Source organism: Phenylobacterium sp. (genome assembly GCF_030697925.1).
In the GTDB taxonomy this organism is placed as follows: Bacteria; Pseudomonadota; Alphaproteobacteria; order Caulobacterales; family Caulobacteraceae; genus Phenylobacterium.
In genome coordinates, this window is record NZ_JAUYOJ010000226.1 from 21,167 (window position 1) to 39,395 (window position 18,229).

Below are 18,229 nucleotides of genomic sequence, written 5' to 3' on the forward strand. Positions count from 1 at the left end.
CCGTGACCAGCGCGTCCCTGCCAAGGCCTGGTGGGGTCGATCCCCTGGGCCTTCGACAGATCAACTTCGACCTGATGGACCAGGTGTTCCCCGGAGTGAACAATATCGCCCGCCATATCCGGCCTTTCGTGGTCGTGGCCTGGGCGTGGCGTCGCGCCGCCCAGATCGCAGCGCGGGGCGGCGTGGTGGAAATCCGTGTCGAAGAGCTACGGGACTTCGTGGACCGGATCGAAGTCCTTTTCGTGTGGTCCCAGTTCCTAGTCGACCGGACCGTGGCCCTGCCCGGTAGCGACGTGTTGGCTCCCTACCTGACCTCACAGCTGTTTCCGTTCAGCGGACCTGTGTGGGCGCGGCAAAAGGAGACGCGAAGGCTTTCGACCGGGCTGAGCGCCCCTATCAATTATGGGCCGGCGCTCCGTTCCCTGGGCTGGTTGGAGGAAGTCCCAGACGCCAGCGGTGCGATGCGGGTGACCCAAGCGTCGACGGCGGCTATCGACGCCTTGGAGGCGCGACTGGCTCCATTCCTCGACCACCCCGCCTTCTCCATCCTGGGCGAGATGGAGGTGCGACGGGAGGACGCCCTGGCGTGGGCCGACGCTTGGGGGTTGACCACGCTCACGGCTGTTGAGCGCCAGACGATGGCCACCTTGCTGGCGGGATCGGTCGCCGATCCCAAGCGCGCTGCAGGGGTCTCCCTCGCGCTCGCGGCCATGTCGGAGGGCGCCGGGGACGATGTGACGTTGGTGCGGCGATCAATGTGCGGGCCACCGTCGGATTTCCAGCCCCCGGAGGCGCTGGAAGGGGTCTCAGCAGCTTGGCGCCGCACTCAGGTGCGGCAGCTGTTCCGGCTGGCGCTGGAAGTGCTCTTCGCTTGGGCCTTGAGGCGCCTCGAAGACCGTCCGTTGCCGACAGGACGCCTGGTGGCGCGAATGCTGGATACTTCGGGTGGGGAAGACGCCGAGACCACCACGACCTGGCTCGCCGGAGCCGCGGGCGCCGGGCAGGCTGCCACCGACCTGATCGCGGAGATCGAAACGGCTCTCACTAGCAGTGACTGGTCTGATGTTCCCAGCGCCGTCCGCCGCGCCCTGGCGCTATGCTTGTCGGAAGCGCCTCAGGCGCCAGAAGGCTTTGAGCGGTTGGAGCGGCTCCCGTTGGCCGTGGCGGCGCGGCAGGCGGAAGGACTACGCAGTCGCCCGCCGTCGGAGTTCCTGCGCCACGTCTTTGAGGTCTGGTTGTTCGGACAACATACGTTCTGGTCGGTTGGTCGGGGATTGTCCGACGCCCGCGCCGCTGGGCGCACGCTCCTGCGCCTTCGGGTGGTCCTGGAGGAGGGGGGATGGGCCTTGGCCCCGAATGCGCGCGCCAGCCGTCCCAATCCAACGCCAGACCGCCTAGCGACCATCCTGAGTCTGGCTCGCGAGGCTGGTCTCATCACCCATCGAGTACCAGGCCAACTCGGGTAGGGCGCCAGTTGCACGCTTTGAGATCAGCCGGGGCCCGGCTTCGACAACCGCCACCTCCGAGACCATCCGCGCGGTGGGGATGGTTCGGGCGTCCCCATCCCCGGCGCCTCGACCGTGGGAGTGGCGCGTTGGTGTCGGTCATGAAGCATGGTGAGCGCCGAGTCCGGAGCCTCCCGGCCATAGCCGCGGGGTTCGAGTGGCGATCGCACGCTTGTGGCGAGCCCGCACATTGCGGCCAAGGATCGGCATGCGGACGATCTAGCCCCTTTGCGGCTCCATCACCGGTCGTAGTCCATCTCCTGCTCACGCTCGCGCTGCTGACGCTCGCTGCGCATCTTGTCGAGCATCTGTTCGGCGAGGAGCTTGCGTCGTGAATGCGCCGCCGGCATCGCCTTCACGAAGGCCACGACCTTCCTGGCGAGCTCCCGGTCCTCCGGGTGGCCCGACGCCGCCAGTTCGTTGACGATCTGCACATAGGCCGCCTTGACGGTCGTGCTTTGCTTGGCCAGCTTTTCCTCCAGGGACCCGGGGGCTTGACGAATCCCCATGATCTCCCACGCCTCGCGTTCGAGGCCCTCCTCAACCCGGGACCTGGGCCCTTCGCCTCGCTCGTGCCGTTGCTTGATACGGAAGACCTCGGCGCGATCGGCCGACACCACGACGCCGCGGGCCTTGCGTCTCGTGGCCGAGGCCTCGATCCCCTCCTCGCGCAGCGCCGCGGCGAACCCATCGCGCCAACGGCCCAGCTCCCGACGGCGTGGCGTGAGACGCTCGTCCTTCCAGCCCAAGGTGCGGACCGTCATGTGGATGTGAGGGTGGGCGCCGTCGTCGTGGCGGACGAAAAAGTAATCGAAGCGATCGTTGAAGGTGGTCTGGGCGAACGCCCGGGCCGCGTCCTCCACCCGTTCGGGGTCGGGGCCCGAGGGGATCGATAAGACAATGCCCCTGGCGATAGGGGCCAAGGGTGGCGCGCGACTATCGACCTTGGCCTGCCAGGCCCAGTCATCGGCGAGCTCGCGGATCTCCTCGCGGCCCTTCACCTTCTCTCCGCCTGGGCCCTCAAGAGCCAGCTCACCGCCCCGGCTGATATAGTCGAGATTGCGAACCAGGGCGGTGCGGCCCTTGAAGCCCGCCGTCACACGGACGACCACCTCGGGCGCATGCTCGACGATCCTGGCCAGCCATTCGCGCGTGACCGCGCCGCCCATCAACGGCGGGTCGGTCCGCCAGCGGGTGCGTGCGCTCCGCCACTGGTCCTCGAAGCCCTTGGCCTGCCGAAAGTCGTTCATGGTTCACCGCGCCAGTAGTTGAGATTGCCTTCGAGACCCGCGCGGATCGCGGCCCTGTGGCGCCCGAGCGCGGCATGGAGTTCCTCGATGCGCGCGATGAGCTTGCCGTCGCCGGGCGTCGCTGCGGCCGTCAGGTCGCGGCGCAGAGCGGCGAGCTCGGTTCGCATGGCCCGGGCCTCGGCATGGAGGCCAAGCAGGGAGAGCTCGTCCGCGCGCGTGAACAATAGATCGCCACGCAATCGATTGGCGATCAGCCCACGAATCCAGCGGACCCTCGGAATGCCGAGCTTGGCGGCCTCCCGGTCGATCATGTCGACCTGCCACTCCGGCAGGTCGATGTGCAGGAGCCGGTGGCCCGCCTCGACCCGGTGGTCGTAGCGGCTCTTGCCGCCCGTCTTGGAGCTGTCGCGCTTCGGCGGTGGCGGTGGCGGTGGCGGTGGCGGTGGCGGTGGCTCGGCCGCGGTTGGGACAGCACCGGGAACGGGGGCCGGTGCGCTGACGCCACGCGAGACGTCGCGACGGGGGACGAGGGCGCTGAAGGTCCTGCCTAGTAGCTTCACGGGCACCTCCCGAGGGGCGAGACCTTGGTGATCTTCGGACGTCGCGCGCTGGGTAGCGTCGCGGCCGAGTGGGCGCTACGCGAGGGCGCGGGCGGCGGTCGATTCATGCCAAGGTTGCATCGAGATTCGCACCGCTGCGGGGGTCTGGCAATATCGTAGAATTACTGCAGTAATTTCGGCCAAGCTGCGCCGACTAGCGCCAGGTTGGGAGGGCGACGACCTTGGCGGTGTTGTCCAGGGGTTCGCGATCCGTGACGCCACGGGTGAGTTCGATCAGCGGGCGACGAAGGCGGCGGGGCAAAGCAAGGAAGGCCTCGAGCATCTCCGGACCGCCAGGCGTCGCCATCAGGGTCTCGAACCGCACCCGGTCGGTGCTGCGTGGGCAGCAGGCGGAGGCTCCCGGGAGGTCTTCGTAGAAATCGGAGATCGGGACCCGCAGGGCCGCGGCGATCTCGTAGAGGGTCGAGGCGCTGATGCGGTTGGCGCCGGTCTCGTACTTCTGGACCTGCTGGTAGCTGACGCCGAGAGCCGCAGCGAGCGCCTCCATGCTCAATCGGGCTTCACGGCGTTTGGCGCGCAGGCGCCTTGCAAGGTCTGCGTCGATGGCGCGACCGCCTCGACGCCTCGATCGCTCTGACACCACGTCTAACCTCCAACTTCGGAACCGCCGGCAGCAGCAGCTCCGCTTGATTTGAGAGTGCCGCCGGCAGTGGCGTCGGCATGAGTTGCGTACGAATCCCGAATATCGGGACATGGCTCCTGCAATCAATATGGAAAAACTGCCTATGGCAAAATTCCATATAAGGCAAGGGCTCGCGTCACCTGGCGGGCCAAAAATGCCGAAGTCGGTCTTCACCGGCGCCCATGGACTTCTAGTGGAGGTGCTTGTCGCCGCCCGTAAGGAGTCTGGTCTGACGCAGGCTGAGCTAGCCGCGAAAGTCCGGAAGGATCAGACGTACATTTCGATCATTGAGCGCTCTCAACGCCGGGTCGACGTCTTGGAGTTTTGCGCTCTGGCGCGGGCAATGGCGCGTGATCCGAAAGAACTCTTCGCCCTGGTGGTCGACCGCCTGCCGGACGAGCTTGAGGTTTAACCGGCGACATTCGTGTCGTTCCGGGTGTGCTTGTTATCCGATGCAGGGCAATTCGCCCGCGGCACTGGCCGATTTGGTCCGGTGGTTCCAGCTCAGGTAGCGGAAAACAGGGGTGTCTCGAGCGGCATGCTGAGGGGCGGAATCGCAGACAAGTGGGGCAACGGCTATGAGGCGCGCTGGACGCTGCTCGAGGCGTTGCGCGTGCTCCAGGGCCTCTCTGACGAAATCCGGATCGAACCGTTCAACGAGGACGCCGGGGGTTTGGAGTTCCGAGCCAATTCGCGCGGTCGCCAAGCCTGGCACCAATGCAAACGACGCCGGGCGCTGGGGTCTTGGTCGATCCGGGCGCTCGCGACGGAGGGCGTCCTAGAGTCCTTCGCCCGCAAGCTTGCCGATCCTCTGGTCGACTGCGTCTTCGTCTCCGGCGATCCTGCACCCGATCTCAAGGCTCTCGGGGACAAGGCGCGTCTGGTGGGTTCCGCCGCGGACTTCCTCGATGCGGTCAAGCTCAACCAACAAGAGACAGCCGCGCTAGACGCCTTGTGCGTCGCCTGGGCGGTGAAGCCGCAGGTCGCCTACGACGGGGTCCGTCGGGTGCGGATCGAGACGGTCTCGGACCGGCAGCTCGACGATCACATCGAGCAGTTCTGCAACCTCTTCTTCACGGCCGCTCCCGAGGCGGCGGCCTCCCGTTTGCTCGGCTATCTGGATACGCAGCTCACCCGCACGGTCACCACTGAGGGTCTCAGAGCTGCCGTGGACAGCTTGGGGCTTGGCTGGCGCGCGCGCTTCGACCCCACTGCCGCCGAGCGCCTACGTGCCGCTACGGACGACTACCTTGAGTCCCTGTCTCCGCCGGTTGCCGTCGCCGAGGAAGCGACGCCTGAGCTCGCGGCCGTGCGGAAGGCGGCCCTCGACGGTCCCTCGCGGTTTGTGCTGGTCAGCGGAGGAGCGGGCGGTGGCAAGAGCCTGGCGCTCGCCGGCGCCGTGCGCGAGGCGCGAGCGCGGTCCTGGCCGGTGCTCGCCTTGCGCATCGACCGGCACCTCGACGCTCGTTCGCTCGAGGATCTTGGCGAGGACCTCTTGGGACGACGGGAAAACCCGGTTGGTGTGCTCGGCAATCGCTTCGGCGCCGAACCCTGCCTCCTAGTACTGGACCAGGTCGATGCGGTCAGCGAGGCGTCGGGCCGCTCGGGCCGGATCCGCGACCTTGTGTTCAGGATGCTGCGGGATACCGCCATCTATCCCGAGCTGCGCGTGATCGTGGCCTGTCGTGTCTACGACCTCGACAACGATACGCGCCTGAAACAGTTGGGTCTTCAAGACGGCGTAGCGACCATCCGACTAGGGCCCTTGGACTGGGAGCGCGCGGTTCAACCCGTGCTCGAGGGGTTGGGGCTCGATCCGGCTGCCTTCTCCGAGCGCCGCCGGCGTATCCTGTCGTCGCCCATCAACCTGAAGCTCTTCGTGACGCTGGCCGAGGCGGGGGCGACGCCCCAAGGCGACCTGTCGGGTGCGGAGTTGTTCGACGCTCTCCTGGACCTTCGGTGCCGGCAGTTGCGCGAGGCGGGTGTGACCTGGGACCCGCACGCCGCGCTGGCGGCCATGGCCAGTTGGATGAGTGACCGACAAGCGCTTGCAGCGCCCAAGTCCGTACTGTCCGGCTTCCCAAACGCCGCTGGCGCTCTGAGCTCCGCCGGCCTGGTGACTGCCGTGGGCCGACAGGTCCAGTTCGCGCACGAGTCCTTCTTCGACCACGTCTTCTCCGCAGGCTTCGTGGCCCGGCCAGAGCGGCTCCTCGATCTCTTGCGCAGCGACCAGCAACGGCTGTTTCGCCGCACCCAAGTCCGCCAGATTTTGGCGCGGCTGCGGGCCACGACACCCTCCCGCATCTATCTCGGGGAGCTGCGCACGGTGCTGGAGGCGGACGATGTGCGCTACCTCGTCAAGGACGCGGTGGCGGCGTGGCTGGCGAACCTGGAAGACCCTACCTTGGCCGAGCTCGCCTTGCTGGAACCCTGGCTGCTCGGCGACGGGCCGCTTCATCGTTTCGCCCACATCGTTCTGGTGGGCCGGGGGTGGGGGCACCTACTTCTGGAGTGTGGCGCGCTGAGCCGCTGGATCGCCGTCAACGGACGCCCGAAGGAGACTGCCCTATGGATCCTCCAACGGAACGCCGTGGGGCACCCCCAGGCGGTAAACAACATCCTGCGTGCTTGGTGGGGCGGCAAATCCGACCGCCTGAGCGACGTATTGGGTTGGTTCAACACCCTCTATCCTGATGGCGAGATCGGTGTGCTGGAGGGATTCTACGCCGAAGTCGTCGCTGCGGTTCCGAACGCCGAGGTCAAGCACCGCTTCCGTGATAATCTCGACCTCGACACTTGGGCTCACAAAGGACGCGAACGCGCGAGCCGGGCGCTCGGCGTCTGGCTTGCCCGCTGGCTTGCAGCCTACCCGGCTGAACAGCCCTTCGGGGGGTTCGACAGCTTTGACGAGCACGGCGTCAACGAGCTAGCGCAACATGCGCCGGTCGCCTTTCTCAACGCCGTTCTGCCAGCGCTCGCGGAATCGGTCCGGCGCGAGACGCGAGGAATGGCCGATGGCTCAGTGAGCTATCCGACGCTGCGTGTGCCGCTGAGCGATGACCATCATGTCCTCGGTTCCCTCGCCATAGCGATCGAGCGTGTGGCCCGTGAGAGCGGCCGCCGCGCGGCAGGTTTACTCGGCCGGTTGCCGACGCGCGGCGAGCTGGCGCTTTGGCTGCGCCTAAGGGCCATCGCCGCTAACGGCCGCGTCCTAGGACGCGGGCTGCCGAAGCTGCTCGGGCGGCCCCGTGTGTTCGAGCTCGGCTACGACGCCGGGTGGGCTCCATTCGCCGACGCGGCCCGCAGTGCCTTACCCCATCTCGACGCGCCCGGCCGCGCCGCCGTCGAGGGGGCGATCATGTCCCACCGTCCCGAAACTGACTGGGCCTCGCGCTGCGCCCGCGACCGCGGCAACCCCATTCCGCCACGCGACGACATGGAGGCGCACGTCAGGTCGGACCCCTATATCGTCGGGCAGCTCCGGCGGAGCGGAGAGGCGGAGCGCGCAATCCTGGCCCGGATCGGCACCGAGAACCTGAGCCCGTCCGCGCGGCGACGTCTGGCCGAGCTCGACCGGAAATTCGTCGGGAGGCCCGCGCGCGAGACGTCGAGCGGCGGTGGATGGGTGCGTTCGCCGATCGGGCCCGAGCAGGCCGCGCGAATGTCGGACGCCCAGTGGCTCAAGGCGATGGCGAAGCATGCCGACTCCTCGACCCGGCAGTTCCTGGTTGACGAGGTGATCGGCGGCGCCGAACAACTGGCGCACTTGCTGCGCGAGCAGGTGAAGACTGAGCCCGCCCGTTTCGTGCATCTCATGGCACTCATGCCGGCAAGCGCCAATCCGGCCTATCCGCTGGCGGTGCTGGACGGAGTGCGCGAGGCGGAGGCGTCGCCCGCCCTGGCGCTGAAGGCGCTGTGCGAAATCGGGCGATGGCCGCAGGCCGACTGCGACCGAAGCGCGTCCTGGCTTGTGCAGAGGATTCCCGGGGCGGCGCGCGACGCTAAAGTCCTCGCGGGTCTGGTGAACGTCGCCGAGCGCGGCGCTGCATCGGACACCCACGTCCAGACGACGAATCCGACCGTCCCAACGGACTTGGAGAAGCTGATCAAGGGCGGTGATCTGGAGTCGAGCGGGATCAATGCAGAGCGCGGATCGGCCTGGGAGGCCCTTGCCGCGGCCCTGTGGGATGATGCCGGGGCTCTGGAGCCCGTCTGTGCACTGCTGGAACGTCGGATCGAGGCCGAACCTCTGGCCTCGGTGCGTATGTGCATGATGGCGGCCATCTACGCTGTGATGGGCCGTGACGAGGCGCGGGGCCTGGACTTGTTTCGCCGCGCTGCGCTGAAGGACCTGCGCAGTCTGCTGGGCCGGCATGGCCGAATGGCCCTGAACTGGTCGGTCGTCAATCGCTCGCAGGAGATCGAGGGCGTTGTGAGCGCCCTCCAGGCGACCGACGACGACGCCCTGCGCGCTCTAGGATTCCTCCAGCTCGCTGTCCTGGCGCTGCTGGATCCGGACCGTGAGCCGAACCTCAGGGCGGTGTGGCGATCTAACGAACTCGCCCGCCGGGCAGCGGCCCTCGTCGCGGCGCGGAACGTCGAAGCCAGTCGCGTGGCGGACCGCGCGGTGAGCTGGCTGCCGGAGTTTTTTGCAGACAGATCGCCTCGTGTGCGGGAGGAGGCGGGCAAGATCCGATGGGAGAGCCTGTTCGACTCCAGCGCTTGGCCGGAGCTCCTCGTCGCCTATCCCAGCACCCCCTCCTTTGACGATGGGGCGGGCATGTTCCTGCATGCGCTCGCCAAGCGCGTCGACGACTACCCTGACATTGCGCGCGTCGCCCTGAAGCGCCTTCTCGCGCGCTCGGACGCAGAGCCCCCGGTGCGCCAGCGCCGTAGCGGACTACTTGAGATCGGACCGATACTGATGGCCCTCTACCGAGCCGCGGAGGACGACCCGGCGCTAGAAGCTGAACTCCTCGATCTTTTCGATCTCTATCTCGCTGGCGAGCACTACGGAATTCGCGAGGCCCTGGGGAGCTACGAGCGCGACTGAGCCTGTGATGAAGCGCGCCTGCGGCGGGCGGCGGGCGGTGCGCCCGGCGCGCCGGCTAGCGCCAGGTGGGGAGGGCGACCACCTTGGCGGTGTTGTCCAGGGGTTCGCGATCCGTGACGCCGCGGGTGAGTTCGATTAGCGGGCGACGAAGGCGGCGGGGCAGGGCGAGGAAGGCTTCGAGCATCTCCGGACCGCCAGGCGTCGCCATCAGGGTTTCGAAGCGCACACGGTCGGTGCTGCGCGCGCCGGAACAGGCCGGGGCTCCCGGGAGGTCGTCATAGAAATCGGAGATCGGGACCCGCAGGGTCGCTGCGATCTCGTAGAGGGTCGAGGCGCTGATGCGGTTCGCCCCGGTCTCGTACTTCTGGACCTGCTGGTAGCTGACACCTAGGGCCGCGGCGAGCGCCTCCATGCTCAATCGCGCTTCGCGGCGTTTGGCGCGCAGGCGCCTTGCAAGGTCTGCGTCGATGGCGCGACCGCCCCGACGCCTCGATCGTCCGGACGCCATGTCCAACCTCCAACTTCGGAACCACCCGCAGTCAACCTGTGATCATCGATTGTAGAGAATACTCCGTAGTTAAATACTCGACAAGCGCTTGTGCTCTCGGTCATGGAGATACGAGAGATTCTCGCGTTGAACCTCCGCACCCTGCGACAGGCAAAAGGCCTCTCTCAGGAGGAGTTGGCTCACTTGGCGGGCCTTGACCGCACGTACATCAGCTCCCTGGAGCGGAGCGTCTATGGTGCGAGCGTTGATGTCATCGCCAAGCTTGCGGTGGTGTTGGACGTGGAGGCCGCGGACCTCCTTCGGAAGCCCGACCGGACGGGCTGAGGATCGCGGGAGCCGCGACCGCGCAATCCGCAGCGGCAGGAAGTCTGAGTTGGGCTCCTAGCCGTCATTCCCAACGTCTGCTTGCGGGCATAAAGCCTGCGGCCGGCGGCGATGACCGGGTTGGGCTCTTTGCGGTGCTTGGGACCGTCTGCTTCGCGGCATCTTGGCGCTGCCATCCCAGACCTGAGAGGCGGATGCCGCTCGATGGCCGGACCTGACCCATGGCGGAAATTCAGAACGCCCGCTGCAAGGCGGCACCTGGCCCAGCCTAAGGGCGACACTGTCGCTCATGGTAACCCTTCGTGGTGCTCTTCCCTATTGCTCGCTTGGCGGACTAACATCTCCTCTCATGCCGGGGGGCGCCAGTGCTTGACCAAACGTTCACGACCGAAAATTTCCGAAAGATCTACGATCGAGCAAACCGGCGCGGCCTGAACCTAGAAGCGCGCTTCTTTCCCGCCCTTGCCGGTCTAACGGACGACATTCGGACGCTCACAGGGCAGGTTCGTGAACTCCGCCGCGAAAATCATAGGCGCGACGATCCTGGCGTCCGAGGTCAGATTGCCGCGCTCCTCGCGAACCGCGATGCTCTGAAGGCGCAGAAGAACGAAGCGATCGATGCTGAGTTAGAACTGCTGGCCGCGACCGTCAGGTCAGACAGCTTCGACGTCACTTTGCGCCAAGCCATCGGGCCTGGGGCTAAGGCGATCTATCCCGCGGAAGATGTTCCGGGAAATTTTTTCGTGCTCAAGCAATTGCAGGAAAATCTAAAGCGTCTCTACGGCGTGAAACAGGCCAACCGGCACCACATCGTCTGCCAGGTCCGAGACTCCATCGACAATGGCTTCAAGTGGACCTTGGTGCGGACCGACATCTCCTCCTTCTACGAGAGCATCGACCGCCAGCGCCTGCTGTCGAAGATCACCTCCGACCAGCTTCTGAGCGTGCCGTCCAAGCGGCAAATCCAGCGGATTCTCCAGGAGTATCACCGCCTCTCTGGTGCGGCCGTCGGCCTGCCCCGAGGGGTCGGCGTGAGCGCTTACCTCTCCGAGCTATTCATGCGCGAGCTCGATGCAAAGCTGCGCGGGCTGAAGGGGGGCGTGCTCTACGCTCGCTATGTCGACGACATCGTCGTGTTGTTTTCGCGCACGTTGACGGACGAGCACGCGGCCTATGAAGGCCTAGTCCGAGCCGCGATCGAGGAATACGGCCTGACGCCCAACCCCCTTAAGACTCATGCTTACAATATCGACCACAGCGGTGCGCTGAGCTTCGAATATCTGGGCTACCGGTTCGACGTCGCAGGCAAGCGCTGCGCCGTGCATGTAGGCTCGACCCGGCTCACGCGATATCGAAAGCGGCTTGAGCTTTGCTTCGCTGAATTTGCTCGGCGCAAGCCGCTCGAACCCAAGGCAGCGCGAAACTTGCTGGTTGCGAGGGTGAAGTTCCTGACGGGGAATTTGAGGTTGCACAACAGCAAGCGCCACGCGCTGACGGGCATCTTCTATAACAACTCGGCGATTTCAGACACTTCGAGCCTTCAGGGGCTTGACGCGTACAAAAGCCATTTGGCCGCGCAGACGGGAATTCCCAGCCTCCAGGCACGCTTGGCGGACTTCAGCTTTGTGCGCGGCTTCGAGGAGCGGAGATTTCAGACCTTTTCTCCCAAGGCGCTGAATCGCATCGTGAAGGTATGGCAGCATGAAGCGGCGTAAGGTCAGGCTGCAATCGCCACGGCAACGATCCGTCTTATCGGACACGCTACCATACGAGGTCCCGCCGACCTTCTCCAATCGACATTTCTTCGTGTTCCTCAGCAAGCATGAGGTCGAGTTCGGGGAGAACAAGCTGAGCTGGACCTGCGCCGACGACAGCCTCGATCAGACCATGCGGCTGCTCTTCGGGTTCGGGTCCACGACACCGATTGACGTTCGACAGGCTCAACAATGGGGAAAATCGAAGTCGGTTCGTGAGGTCCCAACCGATGAATGCCGCATCAAGACGAAACCGTTCTCCTTTAAAATCTCACATAAGGAGAGTGAGGCCCGAACCCTTTCGATATGCCATCCGCGCAATCAAGTTCGTGTGGCCGAATTCTACAGGCGCTATCATCCGCTCATCATCTACTATGCGGGACTAAGCCCTTTCTCGCTGCGCAAGCCGAGTGAGATCGCAAAGATCAGCTATTTCAAGGATCGGCTACATTTCGAGAATTTGGAGATTCTTCCACCGAAGGCGGTCGAGCAATATAACGAGGAATACGACCAGCTAGGTTCGTATTTTAGGTATCGAAGATTCAATAATATTCATAAATTCTTTGAATCGCCAATATATCATCGCGCGGAGATGGAATTCGACGCCATGTTGCAGATGGATGTGTCGAAGTGCTTCGACAGCATCTATACGCACTCGCTCTCGTGGTCGTTGATCGGCAAGCAGGCGACGAAGGACGATATCCCTGCCTCGCGGAAGACGTTTGGCGGTGCCTTCGACGAACTAATGCAGCAAACCAATGATGCTGAGACCAATGGCATCATCATCGGGCCGGAATTTTCTCGGATTTTCGCCGAACTAGTCATGCAGTCCGTCGATGTTGCGGTCGAGCAAAGGCTGCTCAATCGCGCGATGCCTCTCACGCACCGGCGTGACTACAAGATCTTCCGCTACGTGGATGACTACTTCATCTTCTATAACCGCGAGGAGGACGGCCACCTCATCACGCAGGTATTGGGCGAATGCCTTGCCGAGGTGAAGCTCGCTGTGAATTCGAGCAAGACGGTCGTGTACCGGAAGCCGATCATCACCGAGATCACGGTCGCGAAAGACCGCATCTCAACCTTGTTCAACGACCTGCTGACTGGCGAGCTGACGCAAGTGGCCGGGCCTGCGGCTGGCAGCGAGGAGCACGCTGAGACCGACGCCGTCATCTATAAATACCAAATCAGCCTCAATGAATCGCGGATGATCGTAAAATATAAGACCATCCTGAAGGAGACCGGCGCCTCCTATAAGGACATACTTAATTATAGTTTTTCGATCATCGAGAATAAGGTTGAGGGAATTTTACGAGATTACTGCCTAGCGGCTTCGGAGGAACGTTCTGCCAAGGGGCTTGCTTACGCGCTCGTTGCAATCATACAATTTGTCTTCTTCCTATATGCGGCAAGCCCGCGCGTGAATCATACGATCCGGACCTGTCGGATTGTTGGGACGATCACGACGTTTCTTGAGGGGAACGATATCGGCTCAGAGCTCAAGCACCTCGTTTACAAAGTCGTGCACGAAAACATCGCGCATCACCTTCGGAAGCATAAGGTGACGGAGTTTCGGGAGATCGAATGTCTATACCTTCTCGTATCTTTGGCGGAGCTCGGCAGGGACTACCGGCTCAGTGAAGCGGCCCTCGCGGAATATTTTGGCTTCACACGAGACGGTCCCGGCTACGTTGCGCAGGAGGGGTGCGCGATCACCTTTTTCTCGATCACCGTCGGCCTCCATTACATGGGTCCGAAGCGGAGGTATGAACGCCTTCGCCAAGCCATGGAGGTCTACGCGCTTGACCGCCTCAATGCGCGGCGCGGCTACTGTGGGCATGACGCGGAATCGTTGTTGCTCACCTTTGACCTGATTAGCTGTCCCTTCGTTGATCCGGCGACCAAGCTGCAGGCGGGCCAGCTGTACGACTTGGATCAGGCCGGTGTGGATTCCATCGCGGCGGCCAGCCCCCAATGGTTCACGACCTGGTCGGAGTTCGACCTGCAAATGGAGTTGGACGCGAAGCGTAGCCGCAACGTATACTGAGGTCAGCGCACCGCTCACCCAAATGACTGTTGGCAGTCCACACACAAGCGCTACTTCGGCCTTCTATATTCATTGGGGGGGCGGATATGGGAAGGCTTGGGCGGGCCGGACCAAATTTTAGAGGGGGATGCCCGAATATGGCGTCCCCGTCCAAATGCCCCAATCGCATAACGCCATCTCGCTAAGACTCGCGACTTCGGCTCGGCTGCGCTGGTCGTGGGGCTCGAGACAAGAAGTAGGCGAGCTCGACCATGGCCCAGGTGTCCTGGCAGCAGTAGGCGCGAAGCCTTGCGGCCAGCTACGCAGGGTCCGACGGCTGTGAGGGAAGTTTCAGCGCCGCGGCCAAGTAGGCAAGTTGAGCGGCAGTGCCGTCTGCGACGTCCTCTAGCTGGCTATAGCCCAGGTCCGGTGCAATCACCGGCAGGACGCGCTTGATCGAGAACGATCCACGCATCCTCGGGTGATAGAAGTTGTCCCTCACGATGGGGAGCAGGTCGACCAAGCGGTCGATATAGCGGTGCAGCGCTGCTGCGTGCTGTGGGTGGCGCTCCGCGAGCCCGCGCAATACGCCCCGCTCGTAGGTTTCGGAATACACCAGGATCGGCCCCTGATCGTCAGGGCCGATGTTGGCGAGCATCTGGGAGATGCAGCCGGTCGACGGATCATCACCGCTCAAATCCAGAAATTCCGCGTGTTCAAAGACCCCGGGCGCGCGCTCGATGTGGCAGGACCATTGGAAAGGGATTTGCTCGAAAGGTCGAACTCCAGACCAGTGCGGCACCGCCAGGTCGATCCCTTCGAAGTCGAAGTAGTAGCGAGGGTAGGGCAGCGACTGCAGGCGGTCGGCCGCGCCGGATTCCAAGATTGCCTCGCCGCTGCGATGAGCGGCCCGAACGCGTCGATAGAGCGTGGAGTTTGGGCCTTCGAGCTCCTCGGGGTCGGGGTCCAGGATGGACACGTAACCTTTGGTGGCGCGCAAGCGCCGCGCCAGCGCTTTTCCGCCGGCGTCCGGCAGAAGCTCGATCGGGTGTGCTTCGGCTGGCGGCTCCAAATTCCCGCAACGTTCATAGAAGAGGCAAGCGTAGGGGGAGCTGCACTGTTTGCCGCGCGTCACGTTCGGGAGCTCACCGGCGAGGACCGCCTGAGCTTCCAGGAGCCATGTCGGGACCATAGCAATGAGCGTCTGAATCTTTCCGGTGACGTCATAGGCACGAAACAGGCCGCGGTAGTCGCCGCCGCCTGGGTAACGCCATCGATTGTTGAGCAGGTCTAGCTCGGCGCCCCGGACGGGGAGTTCGCTCTCGACCGCTAACCAAGATTGAATTGCGACGTCGGCAAGGTGGTGTTCTTCCGGCTGGCCTGGTGTTTCCTTGTCGGCCCTGAGCGGAAACGTGGACGCCTTAGCCTCGGCAATCACATACCCGCTTACCTCCCATCGTAGAGTGTCTATGCGGGCGTAGAGGCCGGCATGCTGCAGAGGAAACTCGACCGCTGATCGGTGGGTGCACTGCTAAGACTTTCCAAGGCGTGGGCTGCCGCCGTCGCCTTGTCCTTTTCCTGTAACGGCCAGAGCGGGTCCTCGAGTTTAGCGCGCGCCTGCTTGCCAACCTCGATCCCGTCGATTAGGCGACGGCGAGTGGCACTGTCCGGCTCCGCGGCCGAATTCGGCTCCCGATGCTCTAGCCACAGCTTCCGCGGGCATTGCCGGAATGAAAGCAGATCAGATTTCGACAGCACGTCCGGATCTTGACCTCGTCGGCTTGGAATCAGACCATCCGACCTATGTCCCAGCCGCGCAACGGCGGTTTGCGCGCTAGAGGCGGCCGATTGCAATTTGGCGAAAATGCTCGGCTACTTCCCTACATCTGCAGTGCCCGCCGCCTCTACCTAGTTGCTGTCTAGGGGATCGGAGAGTCAGCTTGCGGCTCACGCGGCAATGTCCGCTGGTGGCGCAAACAGGCAAATCTCGCCTCAGCTCTCTCGGGGCTGGACAAAGACCAGTTGGGCGTCAAAGACGCGGGCCGCCTCGTCCGCCATGATGCTCATCAAGCGGCGCTCGGGGCTGACGCCGTCCCGCTCCCGAATGATCGGTGGTCGCGGTTCGGGTGCCTCTAACGCCCTGAAGTCGATCGCAGTACGCGTTAAGGCGCGCTCGCCCCGGATCACTGCGCCTGGGTAGAAGTCATCGCCGATGCCGTCTGATTGGCCCGGAAGCGCCGCCCGCGCATCCTCCCGGCGACGCTCCGCATCCTGCCGCTTCGCTTCGGCCCGATTCCGGCCGCGCACCTCTGCCGCACGCAGGTCCTCTGCGATCTCCTGAAGGCGTTCCCCAAGTGGCCGGTCGTCCTGCGTTAGCGCACCTTGAATTTTCTCGAGTAAGTCACGGCTAGTAAGCGCCTGCATTTGCCGGGGCTCAGTGCAGACCCACGTTTGCATACCGTCGAACGCGACGCTGTGGCGTTCCTCATCCAGCGAACCAACCTGCGACGGTGCGACGAAGACGGACCGCGCGCTCACGGCTTCGGCTTGCCATGCTGCGTTGATTTCGCTGATCTCGTGGAACCGGGGTGCCGCGTAGAAGACGAGGTTCGGAGCGTTGTCCAATTCGAGGAGCAATTCGTGTTGGTCGGACTTCAGCGCCTCTGTGATCGCGAATCGGTAGTAAGGCAACGCGAGGTCGCCGCCTGCCGCTGTCACCGCCTTCCACTCTCGGGCTGAGCGGCGGAACATGCACTCCGAACGCTTGAACTGCAGGTAGAGCGGCGCTCCAGGGCGATCGAGCTTCACATCAAACCCGCCGGTCGGCCCACCCTCTTCGATAAGTGAGGGGAAGATCGGCGCCGCAGAAAGCTCCGCCCAGCGTACGAGCTCGTTCGTCAGGGCGAATCCGTACGAGAACTCGGAGATCTCTGGCACCGCCATATCCGCCCCCGGCGATTGCGAGCACCTTGCTGGATACGGCCTAGCGCAATTAGACACATCCCACAAGTGATGCGCAGCCGATTGCAACCTTGCTCTCGATGATCGCCCTCCAGTCTCCTGCCGCTCAGGGGTTCGGCCGCCGTTGGCTGTTCAGATCAGGCTTGGCCGACCAATTCTCGATTAGAGATCCGCTGTGTGGCGTAGGGCGCAATATCCGATTTGGCGCCAGCCAGACCTGCGGCAGCCGTGCCGCCACGAGTGCCACCGCTAATCGTGCGGACGTTTGGACTAGAGGCGCTCTGTGAGCAGCTTCCAGAAAAGAGCCGCACCATCGTCCGGAGTCATGGGCTTGTCCTCGCTGCGGCCAAACGCTCTTCCCATGTGCGGGACCAGACCCACACCTTGCTCGCTAACTTCGACGGCCAACTCCTCGCTCATGGTGTTCGTCGCGCCGTCGTCCTTGCCGTTGTACGCAATGCCCCGAGACCCGAAGAAATCTCCGCCTGTGAAAATCGTGCACGAGGCCGCCTTTGATCCGTTGCGGTAGAGCGTGACCGTGAAGCGGTTCGCGTCGAGACGGCGGAAGCGTCCAGTAACGCCATTGCCCTTTTGGGATAGTGTCAGCTCGAAGATCTGAGCGATCCGCTCGAACGCATCGTGACGAAAGTCATCGATCTCTTGATCTGTAGGTTTCGAGGAACGCGGGATCGAGAACCCCGTCTGCGAAGGCGGTGGCGCATGTTCGCGAACGATCTTCGCACGACTTGCGGACGATGCCGGCACAGCCGGTGGCCTGGCGACGTCCGCTCCGGCGGCCTTCGCCAAGTCCCGTCCGACGATGTCCCAAGCCTCGTCAGCGTCGGACCACTTCGTGATCGGAAGCCCATCTGTTGGTGTCGCGAGAAGCTTGGGTAGAGAGGTCGTCTTCCAGGCGCAGGGCTTGGCGATGATTGGAACGACGCGCGCCTTTCCCTCGAGGTGGCGGTGGATCGCGTCCTCCATCTCGACATCCACGCAATAATCAGACGCGAGGAAGCGTGGCGTCACGAGCAGGCCGATGAAGTCGCACGCGGCGAGCGCCTTGCGCACTTCCCGATCGAAGTCGTCGCCCGGAATCAAGAAGCCATCGAACCATGGCTCGACGACGCCGTTGCGTTCGTAAGGGCGCAAATGAACGCGCAGCTCTCCGAGCAAGTCCGCGTCATGATGGCTGTAAGAAATGAAAAGTTTGCGCGGCAAGGGGGATTCCTCCGGATCATAAGCTAGAGCCGGAACCACTTTCGGCAAAACGAACACGTAAAAGGCGAGATTGCCCCGGCTGCCGCTACCGCTCCGAGCTCCACCCAAGGCTGTTCATGCCAGCGGCCCGACCGACGCGACGAGCCAGGCAATGTACCCTTTCGCTGTCCTCGCGAGTCGAAGGCGGCGATAGTCGGGAGGGCATTCCAACGTCCGCTCTCCGCCCAGATCTCAACGTCAGCTACTGGCGGATACTGTTGATTTAGTCGGCTGTTGATCGGCTGCTGGTGTCGTGATTCCCTTGTCGTTGTTGGCTTTGGAGGCCATGGCGATGATGGGGACGCAAGACGCTCCGCCGCAGCTGTTCTACGATTTCCGCCTCGAC

At 63.8% G+C, this 18,229-nt stretch carries 13 protein-coding genes; 6 read left to right on the forward strand and 7 right to left on the reverse strand.

What is annotated here, in order from left to right:
- The first annotated feature begins 2 nt into the window (after positions 1-2).
- On the forward strand, positions 3-1,466 hold the full coding sequence (locus Q8Q88_RS21955) for a hypothetical protein (protein ID WP_305677316.1): 1,464 nt from the start codon (positions 3-5) through the stop codon (positions 1,464-1,466).
- Between the two features lie 278 nt (positions 1,467-1,744).
- On the opposite strand, the gene Q8Q88_RS21960 is transcribed toward Q8Q88_RS21955, so the two are convergent.
- The 3 genes from Q8Q88_RS21960 to Q8Q88_RS21970 form a co-directional block, all read right to left on the reverse strand.
- Entirely contained in the window at positions 1,745-2,755 is a 1,011-nt protein-coding gene (locus Q8Q88_RS21960) for a relaxase/mobilization nuclease domain-containing protein (RefSeq protein WP_305677317.1), read from the reverse strand.
- Positions 2,752-3,315 (reverse strand): hypothetical protein, encoded by a 564-nt coding sequence (locus Q8Q88_RS21965; RefSeq protein WP_305677318.1) that lies wholly within the window; start codon positions 3,313-3,315, stop codon positions 2,752-2,754. The genes Q8Q88_RS21960 and Q8Q88_RS21965 overlap by 4 nt, the downstream gene beginning before the upstream one ends.
- Before the next feature lie 193 nt (positions 3,316-3,508).
- A complete protein-coding gene (locus tag Q8Q88_RS21970) occupies positions 3,509-4,069 on the reverse strand; it encodes a helix-turn-helix domain-containing protein (RefSeq protein ID WP_305677319.1) in 561 nt (186 codons plus the stop codon).
- Between the two features lie 82 nt (positions 4,070-4,151).
- Here Q8Q88_RS21970 and Q8Q88_RS21975 point away from each other — a divergent pair, with 82 nt between their 5' ends.
- Together Q8Q88_RS21975 and Q8Q88_RS21980 are read left to right on the forward strand one after the other, a co-directional pair.
- Positions 4,152-4,409, forward strand: a complete 258-nt coding sequence (locus Q8Q88_RS21975) for a helix-turn-helix domain-containing protein (protein ID WP_305677320.1) — start codon at positions 4,152-4,154, stop codon at positions 4,407-4,409.
- Positions 4,410-4,535: 126 nt separating this feature from the next.
- The gene (locus Q8Q88_RS21980; protein WP_305677321.1) at positions 4,536-9,050 is read left to right on the forward strand and encodes a hypothetical protein; all 4,515 of its coding nucleotides are present in this window, start codon (positions 4,536-4,538) and stop codon (positions 9,048-9,050) included.
- 55 nt (positions 9,051-9,105) lie between these two features.
- Here the strand turns inward: Q8Q88_RS21980 and Q8Q88_RS21985 are convergent, their stop codons facing one another.
- Positions 9,106-9,558, reverse strand: coding sequence for a helix-turn-helix domain-containing protein (locus Q8Q88_RS21985; RefSeq protein ID WP_305677322.1), 453 nt, complete (start codon positions 9,556-9,558; stop codon positions 9,106-9,108).
- Positions 9,559-9,648: 90 nt separating this feature from the next.
- On the opposite strand from Q8Q88_RS21985, the gene Q8Q88_RS21990 reads away from it, so the two are divergent.
- The 3 genes from Q8Q88_RS21990 (at position 9,649) to drt3b (ending at position 13,683) form a co-directional block, all read left to right on the forward strand.
- Positions 9,649-9,882, forward strand: coding sequence for a helix-turn-helix domain-containing protein (locus Q8Q88_RS21990; RefSeq protein ID WP_305677323.1), 234 nt, complete (start codon positions 9,649-9,651; stop codon positions 9,880-9,882).
- Positions 9,883-10,247: 365 nt separating this feature from the next.
- A complete protein-coding gene (drt3a, locus tag Q8Q88_RS21995) occupies positions 10,248-11,597 on the forward strand; it encodes an antiviral reverse transcriptase Drt3a (RefSeq protein WP_305677324.1) in 1,350 nt (449 codons plus the stop codon).
- Positions 11,584-13,683 (forward strand): antiviral reverse transcriptase Drt3b, encoded by a 2,100-nt coding sequence (drt3b, locus tag Q8Q88_RS22000; RefSeq protein ID WP_305677325.1) that lies wholly within the window; start codon positions 11,584-11,586, stop codon positions 13,681-13,683. The genes drt3a and drt3b overlap by 14 nt, the downstream gene beginning before the upstream one ends.
- Positions 13,684-13,981: 298 nt before the next feature.
- On the opposite strand, the gene Q8Q88_RS22005 is transcribed toward drt3b, so the two are convergent.
- From Q8Q88_RS22005 to Q8Q88_RS22015, 3 genes are all read right to left on the reverse strand, one after another.
- Positions 13,982-15,100 (reverse strand): DUF2779 domain-containing protein, encoded by a 1,119-nt coding sequence (locus Q8Q88_RS22005; RefSeq protein ID WP_305677326.1) that lies wholly within the window; start codon positions 15,098-15,100, stop codon positions 13,982-13,984.
- 554 nt (positions 15,101-15,654) lie between these two features.
- Positions 15,655-16,605: a hypothetical protein gene (locus Q8Q88_RS22010; protein WP_305677327.1), complete on the reverse strand. Its 951-nt coding sequence runs from the start codon at positions 16,603-16,605 to the stop codon at positions 15,655-15,657.
- 288 nt (positions 16,606-16,893) lie between these two features.
- Positions 16,894-17,844 (reverse strand): toll/interleukin-1 receptor domain-containing protein, encoded by a 951-nt coding sequence (locus Q8Q88_RS22015; RefSeq protein ID WP_305677328.1) that lies wholly within the window; start codon positions 17,842-17,844, stop codon positions 16,894-16,896.
- Positions 17,845-18,229 lie beyond the last annotated feature (385 nt).

Bases quoted from the DNA above. Each gene is read 5' to 3' on its own strand.
- Q8Q88_RS21960 (WP_305677317.1), bottom strand. From the start codon at position 2,755: ATGAACGACTTTCGGCAGGCCAAGGGCTTCGAGGACCAGTGGCGGAGC.
- Q8Q88_RS21975 (WP_305677320.1), top strand. From the start codon at position 4,152: ATGCCGAAGTCGGTCTTCACCGGCGCCCATGGACTTCTAGTGGAGGTG.
- Q8Q88_RS22010 (WP_305677327.1), bottom strand. From the start codon at position 16,605: ATGGCGGTGCCAGAGATCTCCGAGTTCTCGTACGGATTCGCCCTGACG.
- Q8Q88_RS21970 (WP_305677319.1), bottom strand. From the start codon at position 4,069: ATGTCCCGATATTCGGGATTCGTACGCAACTCATGCCGACGCCACTGC.
- Q8Q88_RS21980 (WP_305677321.1), top strand. From the start codon at position 4,536: ATGCTGAGGGGCGGAATCGCAGACAAGTGGGGCAACGGCTATGAGGCG.
- Q8Q88_RS21985 (WP_305677322.1), bottom strand. From the start codon at position 9,558: ATGGCGTCCGGACGATCGAGGCGTCGGGGCGGTCGCGCCATCGACGCA.
- drt3b (WP_305677325.1), top strand. From the start codon at position 11,584: ATGAAGCGGCGTAAGGTCAGGCTGCAATCGCCACGGCAACGATCCGTC.